Below are 15,477 nucleotides of genomic sequence, written 5' to 3'. Positions count from 1 at the left end.
TCACGGGAAGAAGGCCCACTCCATGTTCGAGGCAGTCGAAGAGCTCCTCGTCGAGCACGCCGACCTCGAGAAGAGGCTGGCCGACCCGTCCGTCCACGCCGACCAGGCCAACGCTCGCAAGCTGGCCAAGCGGTACGCCGAGCTGACCCCGATCACCCGGGTCTACCGGCAGTGGCGACAGGCCGGCGAGGACATCGAGGCCGCGCGCGAACTCGCCGCCGAGGAGCCGGAGTTCCTCGCCGAGGTGAAGGAGGGCGAGCAGCGCCGCGAGGGGCTGACCGAGGAGCTGCGGCTGCTGCTCGTGCCGCGCGACCCGAGCGACGACAAGGACGTCATCCTGGAGATCAAGGCGGGTGAGGGCGGCGAGGAGTCCGCGCTGTTCGCCGGCGACCTGCTCCGGATGTACCTGCGCTTCGCCGAGCGGATCGGCTGGAAGACCGAGATCATCGACGCCAACGAGTCCGACCTCGGCGGCTACAAGGACGTCTCGGTGGCCGTGAAGACCAAGGGCAACGCCGAGCCCGGGCAGGGCGTCTGGGCCCGGCTGAAGTACGAGGGCGGCGTGCACCGCGTGCAGCGCGTCCCCGCCACCGAGTCCCAGGGCCGCATCCACACCTCCGCGGCGGGCGTGCTGGTCACCCCCGAGGCGGAGGAGGTCGAGGTCGAGATCGTCGCCAACGACCTGCGGATCGACGTCTACCGCTCGTCCGGCCCCGGCGGCCAGTCGGTCAACACCACCGACTCCGCGGTCCGGATCACCCACCTGCCGACCGGTATCGTGGCGTCCTGCCAGAACGAGAAGAGCCAGCTGCAGAACAAGGAGCAGGCGATGCGCATCCTGCGGTCGCGCCTGTTGGCCGCCGCGCAGGAGGAGGCCGAGCGCGAGGCCTCGGACGCGCGTCGCAGCCAGGTCCGTACGGTGGACCGCTCCGAGCGGATCCGGACGTACAACTACCCGGAGAACCGCATCTCGGACCACCGCACGGGGTTCAAGTCGTACAACCTGGACCAGGTCCTGGACGGCGAACTGAACGCGGTGATCCAGTCCTGCGTCGACGCGGACGCGGCGGCCAAGCTCGCCTCGGCCCAACAGAACTGAGACCGGCGCGCCCAGCCCGAGCGACGGCGCGAGCCGGAGCGCAGAAACAAGAGGTCGTACGGATGAACCTGCTGCTCGCCGAGGTGGCCCAGGCCACCCAGCGGTTGGCCGCGGCCGGCGTGCCGTCGCCGCGCTTCGACGCGGAGGAACTCGCCGCCTACGTCCACAACGTCAAGCGCAGCCAGCTGCACTCGGTGAAGGACGCCGACTTCGACGCCCGCTACTGGGAGGCCGTCTCCCGCCGCGAGGCGCGCGAACCGCTCCAGCACATCACCGGGCGGGCGTTCTTCCGCTACCTCGAACTGGAGGTCGGCCCCGGGGTGTTCGTGCCCCGGCCGGAGACCGAGACGGTCGTCGAGTGGGCCATAGACGCCGTCCGCGACATGGACGTGGCCGAGCCGCTGGTCGTCGACCTGTGCTCCGGCTCCGGCGCCATCGCGCTCGCCCTGGCCCAGGAGCTGCCGCGCTCGACCGTGCACGCCTTCGAACTCGACGAGGGCGCGCTGCAGTACACCCGGCGCAACATCGAGGCCAGCCCCGACCGCGCCCGGGTCACCCTGCACGCCGGTGACGCCACCCGGGCCTTCGCCGACGACCGTTCCTGGGACGGCCGCTTCGACCTGGTGATCTCCAACCCGCCGTACATCCCGCTCACCGAGTGGGAGTACGTCGCCCCGGAGGCCCGCGACCACGACCCGCAGATGTCGCTGTTCTCCGGCGAGGACGGCCTGGACACCATCCGCGGCATCGAGCGGGTGGCCGCCCGGCTGCTGCGCCCCGGCGGCGCGGTGGTGATCGAGCACGCCGACCAGCAGGGCGGGCAGGTCCCGTGGATCTTCAACGAGGAACGCGGCTGGACGGACACCGCCGACCACCGCGACCTGAACAACCGACCGCGCTTCACGACAGCCCGCAGGGCGTCGTTGTGAGCGGTCGAGTGCCGTACGCCCACCCGAGGGGCGTCGTCGTGACCGGCCGGGCCGCGGTACCGCCGCTCGCCCGGCCGCGCCGTGAAGACCGTGCTGTGAACGCTGTGATGAGCCATTCCGGAAGGGGACCGCACCGATGAGCCGCCGTTACGACTGTGCCGACGCCGGGGACCGCGCCACCGGCCTGCGCGAGGCCGCCTCGGCCATTCGCCGGGGCGAACTCGTCGTGCTGCCCACCGACACCCTGTACGGGGTCGGTGCGGACGCCTTCTCGCCGGAGGCCGTCGGCGACCTGCTGGCCGCCAAGGGCCGCGGCCGCAACATGCCCTCGCCCGTGCTGGTCGGCTCGCCGACCACCCTGCACGGCCTGGTCACCGACTTCTCCGAGCAGGCCTGGGAGCTGGTCGACGCGTTCTGGCCGGGCGGGCTCACCCTGGTCGCCAAGCACCAGCCCTCGCTGCGCTGGGACCTCGGCGAGACCCGCGGCACCGTCGCCGTCCGGATGCCGCTGCACCCGGTCGCCATCGAGCTGCTGAACGCCACCGGCCCGCTCGCCGTCTCCAGCGCCAACAAGACCGGCGGCCCGTCCCCGGCCACCTGCGACGAGGCGCAGGCGCAGCTCGGCGACGCCATCTCGGTCTACCTGGACGGCGGACAGGCGGACCACGCGACCGCCTCGTCCATCGTCGACGTCACGGGCAAGGTCCCGGTCCTGCTGCGGGCGGGCGCGATCAGCGTCGAGCAGCTGAGGGAGGTCGTCCCCGACCTGGAGGCCGGCAGTTGACGCCCATCGCCTCGCTCCATGCCGGGCCCGGCATAGCGCCGTACCTGAGCGTGGGTCCCAGGCCGCTGGACCACTTCCGGATCCTGTTCGTCTGCACCGGCAACATCTGCCGCTCGCCGATCGCCGAGCGGCTCACCCGGCGTGAGCTGGACACCCGGCTCAGCCCCCGGGTGGCCGGCCGGATCCTGGTGGAGAGCGCCGGCACCTGGGGCCACGTGGGCGCGCCGATGGAGGACCACGCCGCGACCGTCCTGGACGAGTACGGCGCCGACAGCGGCGGCTTCACCGGCCGCGAGCTGCTGGACGAGCACGTGGTCGAGGCCGACCTGGTGCTCACCGCGACCCTGGACCACCGCGCCCAGGTCATCTCGATGGGCCACGAGGCGGGACTGCGCACCTTCACCCTGAAGGAGTTCACCCGCCTGGTGCGGACGATAGACCCGGGCACCCTGCCCGACCCGCGCCGCGGCGCCGACGTCACCGAGCGCGCCCGCGCCCTGGTCCGGGCGGCCGCCGCGCTGCGCGGCTGGCTGCTCGCCGCCACCCCGGAGTCCGACGAACTGGACGACCCGTACGGGGCCCCGATCGGCATGTTCCGCAACTGCGGCGAGGAGATATTCCACGCGGTCGACCCGGTGGTCACCGCGCTCACCGGCGTGCCCGCGCTGCGCTGACCGCCCGCGCCGCGAGCGGCCCGGAGGCCCCCCGGCGGCCCGGGGACGGCCCGCGGCGGCCGAGCGCCGAATGGCCCCGCGCCGACGAGCCGCCCGGCCCGGCCGGTCCTACGCTGGAGGAACCCACCCTTCCCGGCCCCCATGCCGGGAGGCGCCCCCACGCCGCCCCGGAGCCCCGCCATGACCGTCACCGACGCCCCGACCGGCCCGACCGCGACCAGAGGGCGCCCGTGGGCCTCCGAGGCACTGCACCGGGCCGATCCGCAGGTGGCCGACCTGCTGGCGGCCGAGGCCGAGCGGCGGGCCGAGACGGTCCAGCTGCTGGCGGGGGAGAACCTGACCTCCCCGGCCGTCCTGGCGGCGCTGACCGGGCCGCTGATCGACAAGTACGCCGAGGGCTACCCGGGCCGCCGGCACCACACCGGCTGCGCCCTCGCGGACGCCGCCGAGCTGCTGGCGATCGACCGGGCCCGTGAGCTGTTCGCCGCCCCGCACGCCAACGTCCAGCCCCGGTCGGCGACTTCGGCGATGCTGGCGGCGTACGCGGCGCTGCTGCGGCCCGGCGACGGGGTGCTGGCGATGTCGCTGGAGCACGGCGGCCACCTCAGCTGCGGCTCGCGGGCGAACTTCTCCGGCCGCTGGTTCGCCTTCACCGGGTACGGGGTGCGCGAGGCCGACGGCCTGATCGACCTCGACCAGGTGCGCGACCTGGCCCGCGAGCACCGCCCGAAGGCGATCGTGGCGGGCTCGATCTCGCACCCCCGGCACCCGGACTGGGCCGCCTTCCGGGAGATCGCCGACGAGGTGGACGCCTACCTGATCGCCTCGGTCGCCCAGACCGCCGGCCTGGTCGCCGCCGGGGTGGCGCCCTCCCCGGTGCCGTACGCGGACGTCACCGTGGCGGCCACCCACAAGCTGCTGCGCGGCCCGCGCGGGGGCCTGCTGCTGTCCACCGCGGAGCTGGCCGAACGGATCGACCGGGCGGTGTTCCCGTTCAGCCAGGGCGGGGCGGCGATGAACGAGGTGGCCGGCAAGGCGGTGGCGCTGGCCGAGGCGGCGACGCCCGGCTACCGGGCGTACGCGCAGCGGACGGTGGACGGGGCGCGGGTGCTGGCGACAGGGCTCGCGGCGGCCGGGATGCGCCCGCTGACCGGCGGCACCGACACCCACCTGGTGACGGCGGACGTGAGCCCGCTGGGCGTCACCGGCGCGGAGGCCGAGCGGCGCTGCGCCGTGGCCGGACTGCTGCTCGGCAAGTGCGCGCTGCCCTACGACCCGGCGCCGGCGGCCGAGGCCTCCGGGATCAGGCTGGGCACCGGCACGGTGACCAGCCAGGGGATGGGCGAGGCGGAACTCGCCGAGCTCGCCGGGCTGATCGCCCAGGTGCTCGCCGGGGGCACGGGCGCGCGGGTGGCGAACCGGGTCCGGGAGCTGGCCCTGTCCTTCGCCGACCGGCGGTGAACAAGAGCGTCGTCGACGGATATTCGGATCTCCTACCCGGGAGAGCGAACCGCGATGCGTGCCTTGAGCGTCCGACTCAATAAGGTGTGGGGCGTGGCGACGCACCTCGAACCCCGGGAACGCAGGGGAGTACCTTCGGTACCTCCCCGTTGGACAGTGACGCAGGAGGCCGGTGGTGCGTGAGTATCTGCTGGTGCTGTTCTGCACCGCCGCCGTCACCTACCTGTTGACCGGCCCGGTCCGGAAGTTCGCCATCGCGGCGGGCGCCATGCCGCCGGTCCGCGCCCGGGACGTGCACCGCGAGCCGACACCGCGGCTCGGCGGGATCGCCATGTTCGGCGGGCTGTGCGCGGGCATCCTGGTCGCCTCCCAGCTGGACAACCTGAGCAAGGTGTTCTCCCAGGGCACCGACATCCGCGCGCTGCTGTCCGGCGCCGGGATCATGTGGCTGCTCGGGGTGCTCGACGACAAGTGGGGCGTGGACGCGCTGGTGAAGCTCGGCGGCCAGATGATCGCCGCCGGTGTGATGGTCTGGCAGGGCGTCACGGTGATCACCCTCCCGGTGCCCGGTGTCGGCGCGGTCGCGGTGAGCCCCACCCAGGGCATGGTCATCTCGGTCACCCTGGTCGTCGTCATGGTCAACGCGGTGAACTTCATCGACGGCCTGGACGGCCTGGCGGGCGGCATGGTCTGCATCGCCGCGATGGCGTTCTTCCTGTACAGCTACCGGCTCTGGTACGGCTACACGATCACCGACGCGGCGCCCGCGGTGCTGTTCAGCGTGCTGCTGATCGGCATGTGCCTGGGCTTCCTGGCGCACAACATGCACCCCGCGCGGATCTTCATGGGCGACTCCGGCTCGATGATGCTGGGCCTGATGCTGGCCGTGGCCGCGATCTCCATCACCGGTCGCGTCGACCCGGACCTGATCAGCAGCGAGACCGGTTCGCAGACCGCCACCGTGCACGCCCTGGTGCCGATCTACATCCCGCTGCTGCTGCCGCTGACGGTCATCGCGCTGCCGCTGGCGGACCTGCTGCTCGCGGTGGTGCGCCGCACCTGGGCCGGCCAGTCGCCGTTCGCCGCGGACAAGCGCCACCTGCACCACCGGCTGCTCCAGGTCGGGCACTCGCACAGCCGCGCGGTGCTGATCATGTACTTCTGGGCCGCGCTGATCGCCTTCGGCACGGTGGCCTTCTCGGTCACCAACACCGGCCGCACGGTGGTGCTGACGCTCGCCGGGCTCTGCCTGGTCGGCCTGGTGGTGCTGCTGACGCCGCAGTTCCGGCCGCGCGCGCCGAAGGCGGTGCAGGCCTTCGTGCCGCCGCGCTACCGGCGCCGTCCGTCCGCCCCCATGGCTGAACTGTCGGCAAAGGACAAGCAACTTCTTGGTGAAGCCGACCGGGGAGCCTCCGCGCTCGACGACCACGGCCGGGCCACCGGCCGTCGCTAGCAAGGCAGTTGATGTTCCGTCAAATAGCCTCACCCGTTCGGCCGCACCGTTGCGCCGTCGGTGTGACAGGTGCCACACATTCATGGTAAAGCTCTCATCAAATAGTTTGTGATACCGTTCACGAGTACCGAGAACACGCCGAAAGACCTGACAGGTGGAGGACTTCCGTCCCTGGTCGGTCTCCCTCGACGGGCCCGCCGCTCCAGCGGGCGGCCCGGGCGGCGGCCTCTCGGTCCGGTGTCACCCACCACCTTCTGTGCCCCGTCCCCCGTCACATCGACATGCCGCCGGAGCTGCCGACATGCCGTCCACCGACGCCCGGATCCTCCGAGGCGCCGCGATTCCCACTGCGGCCGCCGGGATCATCGCCATGGCGATCTCGTTCGCCGTCGCCGGTGGGAAGGGGCTGCTCGGCGCCCTCTTCGGCGCACTCCTGGTGATGGCCTTCTTCAGCTTCGGCCAGGTCGCGCTCGACCGGCTGACCAGGTCGAACCCGCACATCATGATGGCCGCGGCGCTGCTCGTGTACACCACACAGATCCTGCTGGTCGGCATCGTGCTGGCGGTCTTCAAGAACACCGGGCTCTTCAACCGGCAGGCCTTCGCCTTCACCCTGCTCGGCTGCGCGCTGATCTGGACGGGGTTCCAGGTGCGCGGTGCGCTGAAGGCCAAGACCTTCTACGTCGACCCCGACGCCTCCGAAAACAAGGGCGACAAGCCCTCCGACTCGGGGCGTCAACAGTGACGAGCCCTGGCTGTCCCCCCAACGAGGGGGGCGGTGTTTATGTCGCACTGACGGACTGCTATCGTCCGTCGCAACAACGGAGTACGGGAAGCGGCCAGGTCTGTCCGAACAGCGGACGGATCGCCCCCCGGATCCGCGCAGTCTTCGATGATCCCGCTGTGGTGCGGCGCACCGGCGCGCGGGATCCGCGAGAAACCCATCAAGTTCCAGTGCCGCTCCGTGGCCGCAGGCCACGCCGACACACCGAGGTTGCCGTAACCATGCGTCACGACGAAGGAGTCCGTGGTGAGTGCTGATCAGCTCACGTTCCTCGCCTCAGGCAGTTGCCACTTCGGGGACGCTGGCTGCGGCTTCCCGGCCCCGGGTCTGAACGAGTTCCAGTTCAAGCCGATCTTCTCGATCGGCAGTATCGAGTTCAACAAGCCGATGCTGCTGTCGGTCATCGTTGCGCTGCTGGTCGTCGTCTTCTTCTGGGCCGCCTTCGCCAAGCCGCGCCTGGTCCCCGGCAAGCTGCAGCTCGTCGGCGAGATCGGCTATGACTTCGTCAAGCGCTCCATCGTGCTGGAGACGATCGGCAAGAAGGGCGAGAAGTACGTCCCGATGCTCGTCTCGATGTTCTTCTTCATCTGGCTGATGAACATCATGTCGATCATCCCCTTCGCGCAGTTCCCCGTCTCGGCGGCGATCGCGTTCCCGGCCGGCCTCGCTGCGGTCGTGTGGATCACCTACATGACGCTGACCTTCAAGAAGCACGGCTTCGTCGGCGGTCTGAAGAACCTCTGCTGGCCCTCGGGCATCCCCGGCTGGGTCATGTTCATCCTGGTGCCGATCGAGTTCTTCTCGAACATCTTCGTGCGCCCCTTCACGCTCGCGGTCCGAGCCTTCGCGAACATGTTCGCCGGCCACCTGCTGATCGTGATGTTCTCCATCGCCTCCTGGTACCTGCTCAGCCCGACCCTGGGTGCGCTCTACGGCTCGGCCTCGTTCATCGTCGCCGTCGCGCTGACCGCCTTCGAGCTGCTGGTCCAGTTCCTGCAGGCCTACATCTTCGTGATGCTGGCCAGCAGCTACATCGCCGGTGCCCTCGAAGAGGCGCACTGAGCCAGGGGGCTTCGGCCCTCCCTGAACCAACCTCTCCGGATTGCCCGGTGGCCAATCACCACCGGTTCACCACCCCTGCAAAGGACAACGTCAATGAGCATCCTCGCTGAGGGCAACGTCTACGGTTCCGTCGCCTCCATCGGCTACGGCCTCGCCGCGATCGGCCCCGGCATCGGCGTCGGTCTGATCTTCGGCAACGGTGTCCAGGCCATGGCCCGTCAGCCCGAGGCTGCCGGCCTGATCCGCTCCAACATGTTCATCGGCTTCGCGCTGACCGAGGCGCTCGCCCTCATCGGCATCGTCATGCCGTTCGTCTTCGGCAACAAGTAATCCTGCCGCAGACCCATTCGAGGAAGGTCCAGATATGAGCATCGCGGTTACGCTCGCGGCCGAGGAGAAGATGAACCCTCTCCTCCCCGCGTGGCCCGAGATCATCATCGGCCTGCTCTGCTTCTTCATCGTCTTCGGTCTCCTCGGCAAGAAGCTCCTCCCCAGCATCGAGAAGGTGCTGTCGGAGCGTCGGGACGCCATCGAGGGCGGCATGGAGCGCGCCGAGGCCGCTCAGGCGGAGGCCCAGGCCCTGCTTGAGCAGTACCGCGCCGAGCTCGCCGAGGCGCGTCACGAGGCTGCCCGCATCGTCGAGCAGGCTCGCGAGCAGGGCGCTGCCCAGCTCACCGAGATGCGCGAGGAGGGCCAGCGTCAGCGCGAGGCCATCGTCGCCGCCGGCCACGCGCAGATCGAGGCCGACAAGAAGCAGGCGACTGCCGTCCTGCGCCAGGACGTGGGTTCGCTGGCCTCCCAGCTGGCTTCCCGCATCGTGGGCGAGTCCCTCGAGGACAGCGCTCGGCAGAGCGGCGTGATCGACCGCTTCCTGGACGAGCTGGAGGCCAAGGCCGCCGTTGCTCAGGGTGCGGCCAAGTGATCGGCGCCAGCCGCGAGGCCCTCGCCGCCGGCCGGCAGAACCTGGAGAGCCTGACCGACTCCACCTCGGTGGACGCGGCCAAGCTCGCCGAGGAGCTCACCGCCGTCACGGCCGTGCTGGACCGTGAGGTGTCGCTGCGCCGTGTCCTGACCGACCCGTCCCGGTCGGGTCAGGACAAGGCCCAGCTGGTCTCCTCGCTGCTGACCGGTCAGGTCTCCGGCGAGACCGTCGACCTCGTCTCCGGTCTGGTCCGCTCCCGCTGGTCGGGCTCGCGCGACCTGGTGGACGGGACCGAGGAGCTGGCCGCGTACGCCGAGGTCATCGCGGCGGACAGGGCAGGCGCCCTGGACGACGTCGAGGACGAGCTGTTCCGGTTCAGCCGGGTGGTGGGCGGCTCGCACGAGCTGCGCGCCGCGCTGACCGAGCCGAAGGCCGGCATCGCCGCGAAGGCCGCGCTGATCAAGAAGCTGCTCGGCGGCCGCGCCCACCCGGGCACCGTCCGGCTGGTCACGGCCATCGTCAACGCGCCGCGTGGCCGTAGCCTGGAGCAGGGCCTGGAGTCCTACTCGAAGCTCGCCGCCGCGCGCCGCGGCCGCGTGGTGGCCCTGGTCACCACCGCGGTGCCGCTGTCGGACACCCAGAAGGAGCGCCTGTCCGGTGCTCTGGGCCGGATGTACGGCCGCCAGGTCCACCTGAACATCGACGTCGACCCCGAGGTCGTCGGCGGTGTCCGGGTGCAGGTCGGCGACGAGATCATCGACGGCACCGTGTCGAGCCGCCTCGAAGGCGCTCGCCAGTCGCTCGAAGGCTGAGCACACCGAAGCAGCAGCACATCCGACCCTCGGTCGGGAAACCGGCTCCCCAAGGAGCCGGCACATCGGACGGCCGGTTCGGCAGACCCGGCCGAGAGTCGAATACTTGCGGCCCTCAATGGCGGGCCGAGGATCGCAAACTAGGAGAGCAGGGAAGCCTGATGGCGGAGCTTACGATCCGTCCGGAGGAGATCCGGGACGCGCTGGCCGACTTTGTCCAGTCGTACCAGCCGGACGCCGCTTCTGTGGAAGAGGTCGGCACGGTCACTGACGCGGCGGACGGCATCGCGCATGTCGAGGGCCTGCCCTCGGTCATGGCGAACGAGCTGCTGAGGTTCGAGGACGGCACGCTCGGCCTCGCGCTGAACCTCGACACCCGCGAGATCGGTGTCGTCATCCTCGGTGAGTTCGGTGGCATCGAAGAGGGCCAGACCGTGCGCCGCACCGGCGAGGTCCTCTCGGTTCCGGTCGGCGACGGCTACCTCGGCCGCGTCGTGGACCCGCTGGGCAACCCGATCGACGGTCTGGGCGACATCGCCTCCAGCGGCCGCCGCGCCCTGGAGCTGCAGGCCCCCGGCGTCATGGCCCGCAAGTCGGTCAAGCAGCCGCTGCAGACCGGCATCAAGGCCATCGACTCGATGACCCCGATCGGCCGTGGCCAGCGTCAGCTGATCATCGGTGACCGCCAGACCGGCAAGACCGCGGTGGCCGTCGACACGATCATCAACCAGCGCGACAACTGGCGCTCGGGCGACCCGGAGAAGCAGGTCCGCTGCATCTACGTCGCCGTGGGCCAGAAGGGCTCCACCATCGCGTCCGTCCGCGGCGCCCTGGAGGAGGCCGGCGCGCTGGAGTACACCACCATCGTGGCTGCTCCCGCCTCCGACCCGGCCGGCTTCAAGTACCTCGCCCCGTACACCGGTTCGGCCATCGGCCAGGAGTGGATGTACGACGGCAAGCACGTCCTGATCATCTTCGACGACCTGTCGAAGCAGGCCGAGGCCTACCGCTCCGTGTCGCTGCTGCTGCGCCGTCCGCCGGGCCGCGAGGCCTACCCGGGCGACGTCTTCTACCTGCACTCCCGCCTGCTGGAGCGTTGCGCCAAGCTGAACGACGCCCTGGGCGGCGGCTCGATGACCGGTCTGCCGATCATCGAGACCAAGGCCAACGACGTCTCGGCGTACATCCCGACCAACGTCATCTCCATCACCGACGGCCAGTGCTTCCTGGAGTCCGACCTGTTCAACGCCGGCATCCGCCCGGCCGTGAACGTCGGTATCTCGGTCTCCCGCGTCGGTGGCTCCGCCCAGATCAAGGCCATGCGTTCGGTTGCCGGCCGTCTGCGTCTGGACCTCGCCCAGTACCGCGAGCTGGAGGCCTTCGCCGCCTTCGGTTCCGACCTGGACGCGGCCTCCAAGGCCCAGCTGGAGCGCGGTGCGCGCATGGTCGAGCTGCTGAAGCAGGGCCAGTACCAGCCGTTCCCGGTCGAGGAGCAGGTCGTCTCCATCTGGGCCGGCACCACCGGCAAGCTGGACGACGTCCCGGTCGCCGAGATCCGCCGCTTCGAGCGCGAGTTCCTGGACCACGTGCGCCTCCAGCACAAGGACCTGCTCGCGGGCATCGTCGAGACCGGTCTGCTCGCCGAGGGCACCGTCGACGCGCTGACCAGCGCCATCGACGCGTTCAAGCAGGGCTACCAGACCGCTGACGGCAAGCTGCTCTCCGAGCAGGCCTGAGTCCGGTAGCGAGGGAAAGGACGTAACGACCCATGGGAGCACAGCTTCGGGTCTACAAGCGCCGGATCCGCTCTGTCACCGCGACGAAGAAGATCACCAAGGCGATGGAGATGATCTCCGCGTCGCGCATCGTCAAGGCGCAGCGCGCGGTGGCCGCCTCCACTCCGTACGCCGATGAGCTCACCCGTGCGGTGACGGCGGTGGCCACCCGGTCCAACGCCAAGCACCCGCTCACCACCGAGAACCCGAGCGCCTCGCGCGCCGCCGTCCTGCTGATCACGGCGGACCGCGGCCTGGCGGGCGGTTACTCGACCAACGCCATCAAGGCCGCGCAGTCGCTCAGCGAGCGTCTGCGGGCCGAGGGCAAGGACGTGGTGACGTACATCGTCGGTCGCAAGGGCGTCTCGTACTACACGTTCCGCGGCTTCGAGATCGCGGAGTCGTGGACGGGCTTCTCGGACAAGCCGACCTACGGGGACGCGAAGACCGTGGCGGCCGACCTGATCGAGGCCTTCACGGCCGAGACGGGCGGCGTGGACGAGCTCCACCTGATCTCGACCAAGTTCGTGTCGATGCTGACGCAGAACGCGGTCGAGGCCCGGCTGCTGCCGCTGAAGCTGGACGAGGTCCAGCTCAGCGACGACCAGCCGGCCAAGGCGGAGATCTTCCCGCTGTACGACTTCGAGCCGTCGGCGGAGGGCGTGCTGGACGCGCTGCTGCCGCGGTACGTCGAGAGCCGGATCTACAACGCGCTGCTGCAGTCGGCCGCCTCCGAGCACGCCGCCCGCCGACGCGCGATGAAGAGCGCGACGGACAACGCCGGCGAGCTCATCAAGTCGCTCACGCGGCTTGCCAACTCGGCCCGTCAGGCCGAGATCACCCAGGAAATCAGCGAGATCGTCGGCGGTGCCAACGCCCTCGCCGACGCTAGCCGCGGGAGCGAATGAGAATGACCACCACTGTTGAGCCGACCACGGCGACGGGCCGCGTCGCGCGGGTCATCGGCCCGGTCGTCGACGTGGAGTTCCCCGTCGACGCTATTCCGAACATGTTCAACGCCCTGCACGTCGAGGCGGAGAACCCCGACGGCTCGGGCAAGAAGACCCTGACCCTCGAGGTCGCCCAGCACCTGGGCGACGGCATGGTCCGCGGCATCTCGATGCAGCCGACCGACGGTCTGGTCCGTGGCACCCAGGTCACCGACACCGGTGCCGCCATCTCGGTGCCCGTCGGCCAGATCACCAAGGGCAAGGTCTTCAACGCCCTCGGCGACGTGCTGAACGTGGACCAGAAGGAGTTCGACCAGCAGGTCGAGGTCCGCTGGCCGATCCACCGCAAGGCGCCGGAGTTCAAGGACCTCGAGTCCAAGACCGAGATGTTCGAGACCGGCATCAAGGTCATCGACCTCCTCACCCCGTACGTCCAGGGTGGCAAGATCGGTCTGTTCGGTGGTGCCGGTGTCGGCAAGACCGTTCTGATCCAGGAGATGATCTACCGCGTCGCCGAGAACTTCGGTGGTGTGTCGGTGTTCGCCGGCGTCGGCGAGCGCACCCGTGAGGGCAACGACCTCATCGACGAGATGGTCGACTCGGGCGTTCTGGACAAGACCGCGCTGGTCTTCGGCCAGATGGACGAGCCGCCGGGCACCCGTCTGCGCGTCGCGCTCTCCGCGCTGACCATGGCGGAGTACTTCCGTGACGTCGAGAAGCAGGACGTGCTCCTCTTCATCGACAACATCTTCCGGTTCACCCAGGCCGGTTCCGAGGTGTCGACCCTGCTCGGCCGCATGCCCTCCGCGGTGGGCTACCAGCCGAACCTGGCCGACGAGATGGGCCTCCTCCAGGAGCGCATCACCTCGACCCGCGGTCACTCGATCACCTCGATGCAGGCGATCTACGTCCCCGCGGACGACCTGACCGACCCGGCCCCGGCCACCACCTTCGCCCACCTGGACGCGACGACCGTTCTGTCGCGCCCGATCTCGGAGAAGGGCATCTACCCGGCCGTCGACCCGCTGGACTCCACGTCCCGCATCCTCGACCCGCGGTACATCGCGCAGACCCACTACGACACGGCCCTCCGTATCAAGGGGATCCTGCAGAAGTACAAGGACCTCCAGGACATCATCGCGATCCTCGGTATCGACGAGCTGTCCGAGGAGGACAAGGTCACGGTTCACCGTGCCCGTCGCATCGAGCGCTTCCTCTCGCAGAACACCTACGTGGCGAAGCAGTTCACCGGTGTCGAGGGTTCGACCGTGCCGCTGTCGGAGACCATCGAGGCCTTCAACGCGATCGCGGACGGCAAGTACGACTCCATCCCGGAGCAGGCCTTCTTCATGTGCGGTGGCATCGAGGACCTCGAGAAGAACGCCGCCGAGCTGGCGAAGAAGTAGTCGCGGCCGGTAGCAGCTGAGTGACCGTGAGGGGTGGCCCCGAGCCCGGGACCACCCCTCGCGTCGCATCGGCTGTGATTCCGGTCAAATCCGTGCCGCCGGTTTCATGCCGGAGGCGCGCGGCCGTTATTCTTACCGAAACTCCCGAGTAATCGGGGGTTGCATGAGCCTAGGAGCCCACGTTGGCTGAGCTGCACGTCGAGCTGGTCGCAGCCGACCGCAAGGTGTGGTCCGGTGCGGCCACCATCGTCGTCGCCCGTACGGCCTCCGGCGACACCGGCATCATGCCGGGTCACACCCCGGTGCTGAGCGTGCTGGAGACCGGTCCGGTCACCATTCGCACGGCGGACGGCGGCACCGTGATCGCCGCGGTGCACGGCGGCTTCATCTCCTTCGCCGACAACAAGCTGTCTCTGCTCGCGGAGATCGCCGAGCTGGCGGACGAGATCGACGTCGCCCGTGCCGAGCGCGCGCTGGAGAAGGCCAAGTCGGGCCTTGACGAGCACGCCGAGCGGCGCGCCGAGGTCCGCCTGTTCGCGGCGCGCGGCCTCAAGGCCCACGTCTGAGTGCGCCAAGACCCTGGTTCAGCGGGGTCGACCGACGGTCCCGGGGACGCGTGAGCGTGACCCCGGGACTGTCGTCGTAGTTGGTAGGTCAACGCGGTCGCTTGATACGACCGATACGGGGAACGCGGGTAGCGAGGAGGTAGGTGAGCATGGTCCTCGCGCTTGTGGTGTGTGCGGCGGTCGTGGCGCTGGGTGTGATCGGCCTGGTGGCGTTCGCGGTACGACGCCGCCTGATCCAGCGGGTCGGCGGCACGTTCGACTGCAGTTACCGACTCAAAATGCCCGCCGACGCCTCGACGCAGCCCGACCTCGACGAGAACGGCAAACCCACCTCGGCCCCGGTCCCCCAGACCGACGGCAAGGGGTGGGTTTTTGGTATCGGCCGCTACAGCGGTGACTCGATCGAGTGGTTCCGGGTCTTCTCGTACGCCCCGCGCCCGCGCAGGGTGCTGCCGCGCCGGGAGATCGAGGTGCTCGGCCGGCGCTACCCGGAGGGCCAGGAGGAGCTCGCCCTGCTCTCCGGCTCGGTGGTGCTGCGCTGCCTGCACAACGGGGAGCCGCTGGAGCTGGCGATGAGCGAGGACGCGCTCACCGGCTTCCTCGCCTGGCTGGAGGCCGCCCCACCCGGGCAGAGGGTCAACGTCGCGTAGCGGCGAGACCCTCGGGGTGGGGGTACCCCCGGCCGGAGGCTGGGGGAGGTCAACGTCGCGTAGCGGCGAGACCCTCGGGGTGGGGGTACCCCCGGCCGGAGGCTGGGGGAGGTCAATGTCGCGTAGCGGCGAGACCCTCGGGGACAACGC

At 70.0% G+C, this 15,477-nt stretch carries 16 protein-coding genes; all 16 read left to right on the top strand.

The window, feature by feature from the left end:
* Positions 1-22: 22 nt before the first annotated feature.
* Complete coding sequence (gene prfA / locus ACIO9K_RS19020; protein WP_363581982.1) at positions 23-1,099, top strand: peptide chain release factor 1; 1,077 nt, start codon at positions 23-25, stop codon at positions 1,097-1,099.
* Between the two features lie 62 nt (positions 1,100-1,161).
* Positions 1,162-2,028: a peptide chain release factor N(5)-glutamine methyltransferase gene (prmC, locus tag ACIO9K_RS19015; protein ID WP_063347810.1), complete on the top strand. Its 867-nt coding sequence runs from the start codon at positions 1,162-1,164 to the stop codon at positions 2,026-2,028.
* Between the two features lie 136 nt (positions 2,029-2,164).
* Positions 2,165-2,812, top strand: coding sequence for an L-threonylcarbamoyladenylate synthase (locus tag ACIO9K_RS19010; protein ID WP_063347809.1), 648 nt, complete (start codon positions 2,165-2,167; stop codon positions 2,810-2,812).
* 32 nt (positions 2,813-2,844) lie between these two features.
* Positions 2,845-3,486 (top strand): protein-tyrosine-phosphatase, encoded by a 642-nt coding sequence (locus ACIO9K_RS19005; RefSeq protein ID WP_363372045.1) that lies wholly within the window; start codon positions 2,845-2,847, stop codon positions 3,484-3,486.
* Positions 3,487-3,666: 180 nt separating this feature from the next.
* A complete protein-coding gene (gene glyA, locus ACIO9K_RS19000; protein WP_363581984.1) occupies positions 3,667-4,947 on the top strand; it encodes a serine hydroxymethyltransferase in 1,281 nt (426 codons plus the stop codon).
* A gap of 175 nt (positions 4,948-5,122) precedes the next feature.
* The gene (locus tag ACIO9K_RS18995; protein WP_363581986.1) at positions 5,123-6,400 is read left to right on the top strand and encodes an MraY family glycosyltransferase; all 1,278 of its coding nucleotides are present in this window, start codon (positions 5,123-5,125) and stop codon (positions 6,398-6,400) included.
* Between the two features lie 301 nt (positions 6,401-6,701).
* Complete coding sequence (locus ACIO9K_RS18990; protein ID WP_363581988.1) at positions 6,702-7,145, top strand: hypothetical protein; 444 nt, start codon at positions 6,702-6,704, stop codon at positions 7,143-7,145.
* 285 nt (positions 7,146-7,430) lie between these two features.
* Entirely contained in the window at positions 7,431-8,246 is an 816-nt protein-coding gene (gene atpB, locus ACIO9K_RS18985; RefSeq protein WP_350879603.1) for a F0F1 ATP synthase subunit A, read from the top strand.
* A gap of 93 nt (positions 8,247-8,339) precedes the next feature.
* Entirely contained in the window at positions 8,340-8,576 is a 237-nt protein-coding gene (gene atpE, locus ACIO9K_RS18980) for an ATP synthase F0 subunit C (RefSeq protein ID WP_350879602.1), read from the top strand.
* Between the two features lie 34 nt (positions 8,577-8,610).
* The gene (locus ACIO9K_RS18975; RefSeq protein ID WP_363581990.1) at positions 8,611-9,168 is read left to right on the top strand and encodes a F0F1 ATP synthase subunit B; all 558 of its coding nucleotides are present in this window, start codon (positions 8,611-8,613) and stop codon (positions 9,166-9,168) included.
* Positions 9,165-9,980 (top strand): F0F1 ATP synthase subunit delta, encoded by an 816-nt coding sequence (locus ACIO9K_RS18970; RefSeq protein WP_363619302.1) that lies wholly within the window; start codon positions 9,165-9,167, stop codon positions 9,978-9,980. Before ACIO9K_RS18975 ends, ACIO9K_RS18970 begins: the two co-directional genes overlap by 4 nt.
* Positions 9,981-10,141: 161 nt before the next feature.
* Positions 10,142-11,716: a F0F1 ATP synthase subunit alpha gene (atpA, locus tag ACIO9K_RS18965; protein WP_363581994.1), complete on the top strand. Its 1,575-nt coding sequence runs from the start codon at positions 10,142-10,144 to the stop codon at positions 11,714-11,716.
* 32 nt (positions 11,717-11,748) lie between these two features.
* The gene (locus ACIO9K_RS18960) at positions 11,749-12,663 is read left to right on the top strand and encodes a F0F1 ATP synthase subunit gamma (protein ID WP_363619301.1); all 915 of its coding nucleotides are present in this window, start codon (positions 11,749-11,751) and stop codon (positions 12,661-12,663) included.
* Positions 12,664-12,665: 2 nt separating this feature from the next.
* A complete protein-coding gene (gene atpD / locus ACIO9K_RS18955) occupies positions 12,666-14,111 on the top strand; it encodes a F0F1 ATP synthase subunit beta (protein WP_363581998.1) in 1,446 nt (481 codons plus the stop codon).
* Between the two features lie 182 nt (positions 14,112-14,293).
* Positions 14,294-14,677, top strand: a complete 384-nt coding sequence (locus ACIO9K_RS18950; RefSeq protein WP_363582000.1) for a F0F1 ATP synthase subunit epsilon — start codon at positions 14,294-14,296, stop codon at positions 14,675-14,677.
* A 149-nt stretch (positions 14,678-14,826) separates the two neighbouring features.
* Positions 14,827-15,327 (top strand): DUF2550 domain-containing protein, encoded by a 501-nt coding sequence (locus ACIO9K_RS18945; protein ID WP_063347798.1) that lies wholly within the window; start codon positions 14,827-14,829, stop codon positions 15,325-15,327.
* Positions 15,328-15,477: the final 150 nt, after the last annotated feature.

The sequence above is a fragment of the Kitasatospora sp. NPDC087271 genome (assembly GCF_044744605.1).
Classification (GTDB): Bacteria; Actinomycetota; Actinomycetes; order Streptomycetales; family Streptomycetaceae; genus Kitasatospora.
Note: the sequence above shows the minus strand (reverse complement) of the source record. Positions and strands in the feature narration are given on the sequence as shown.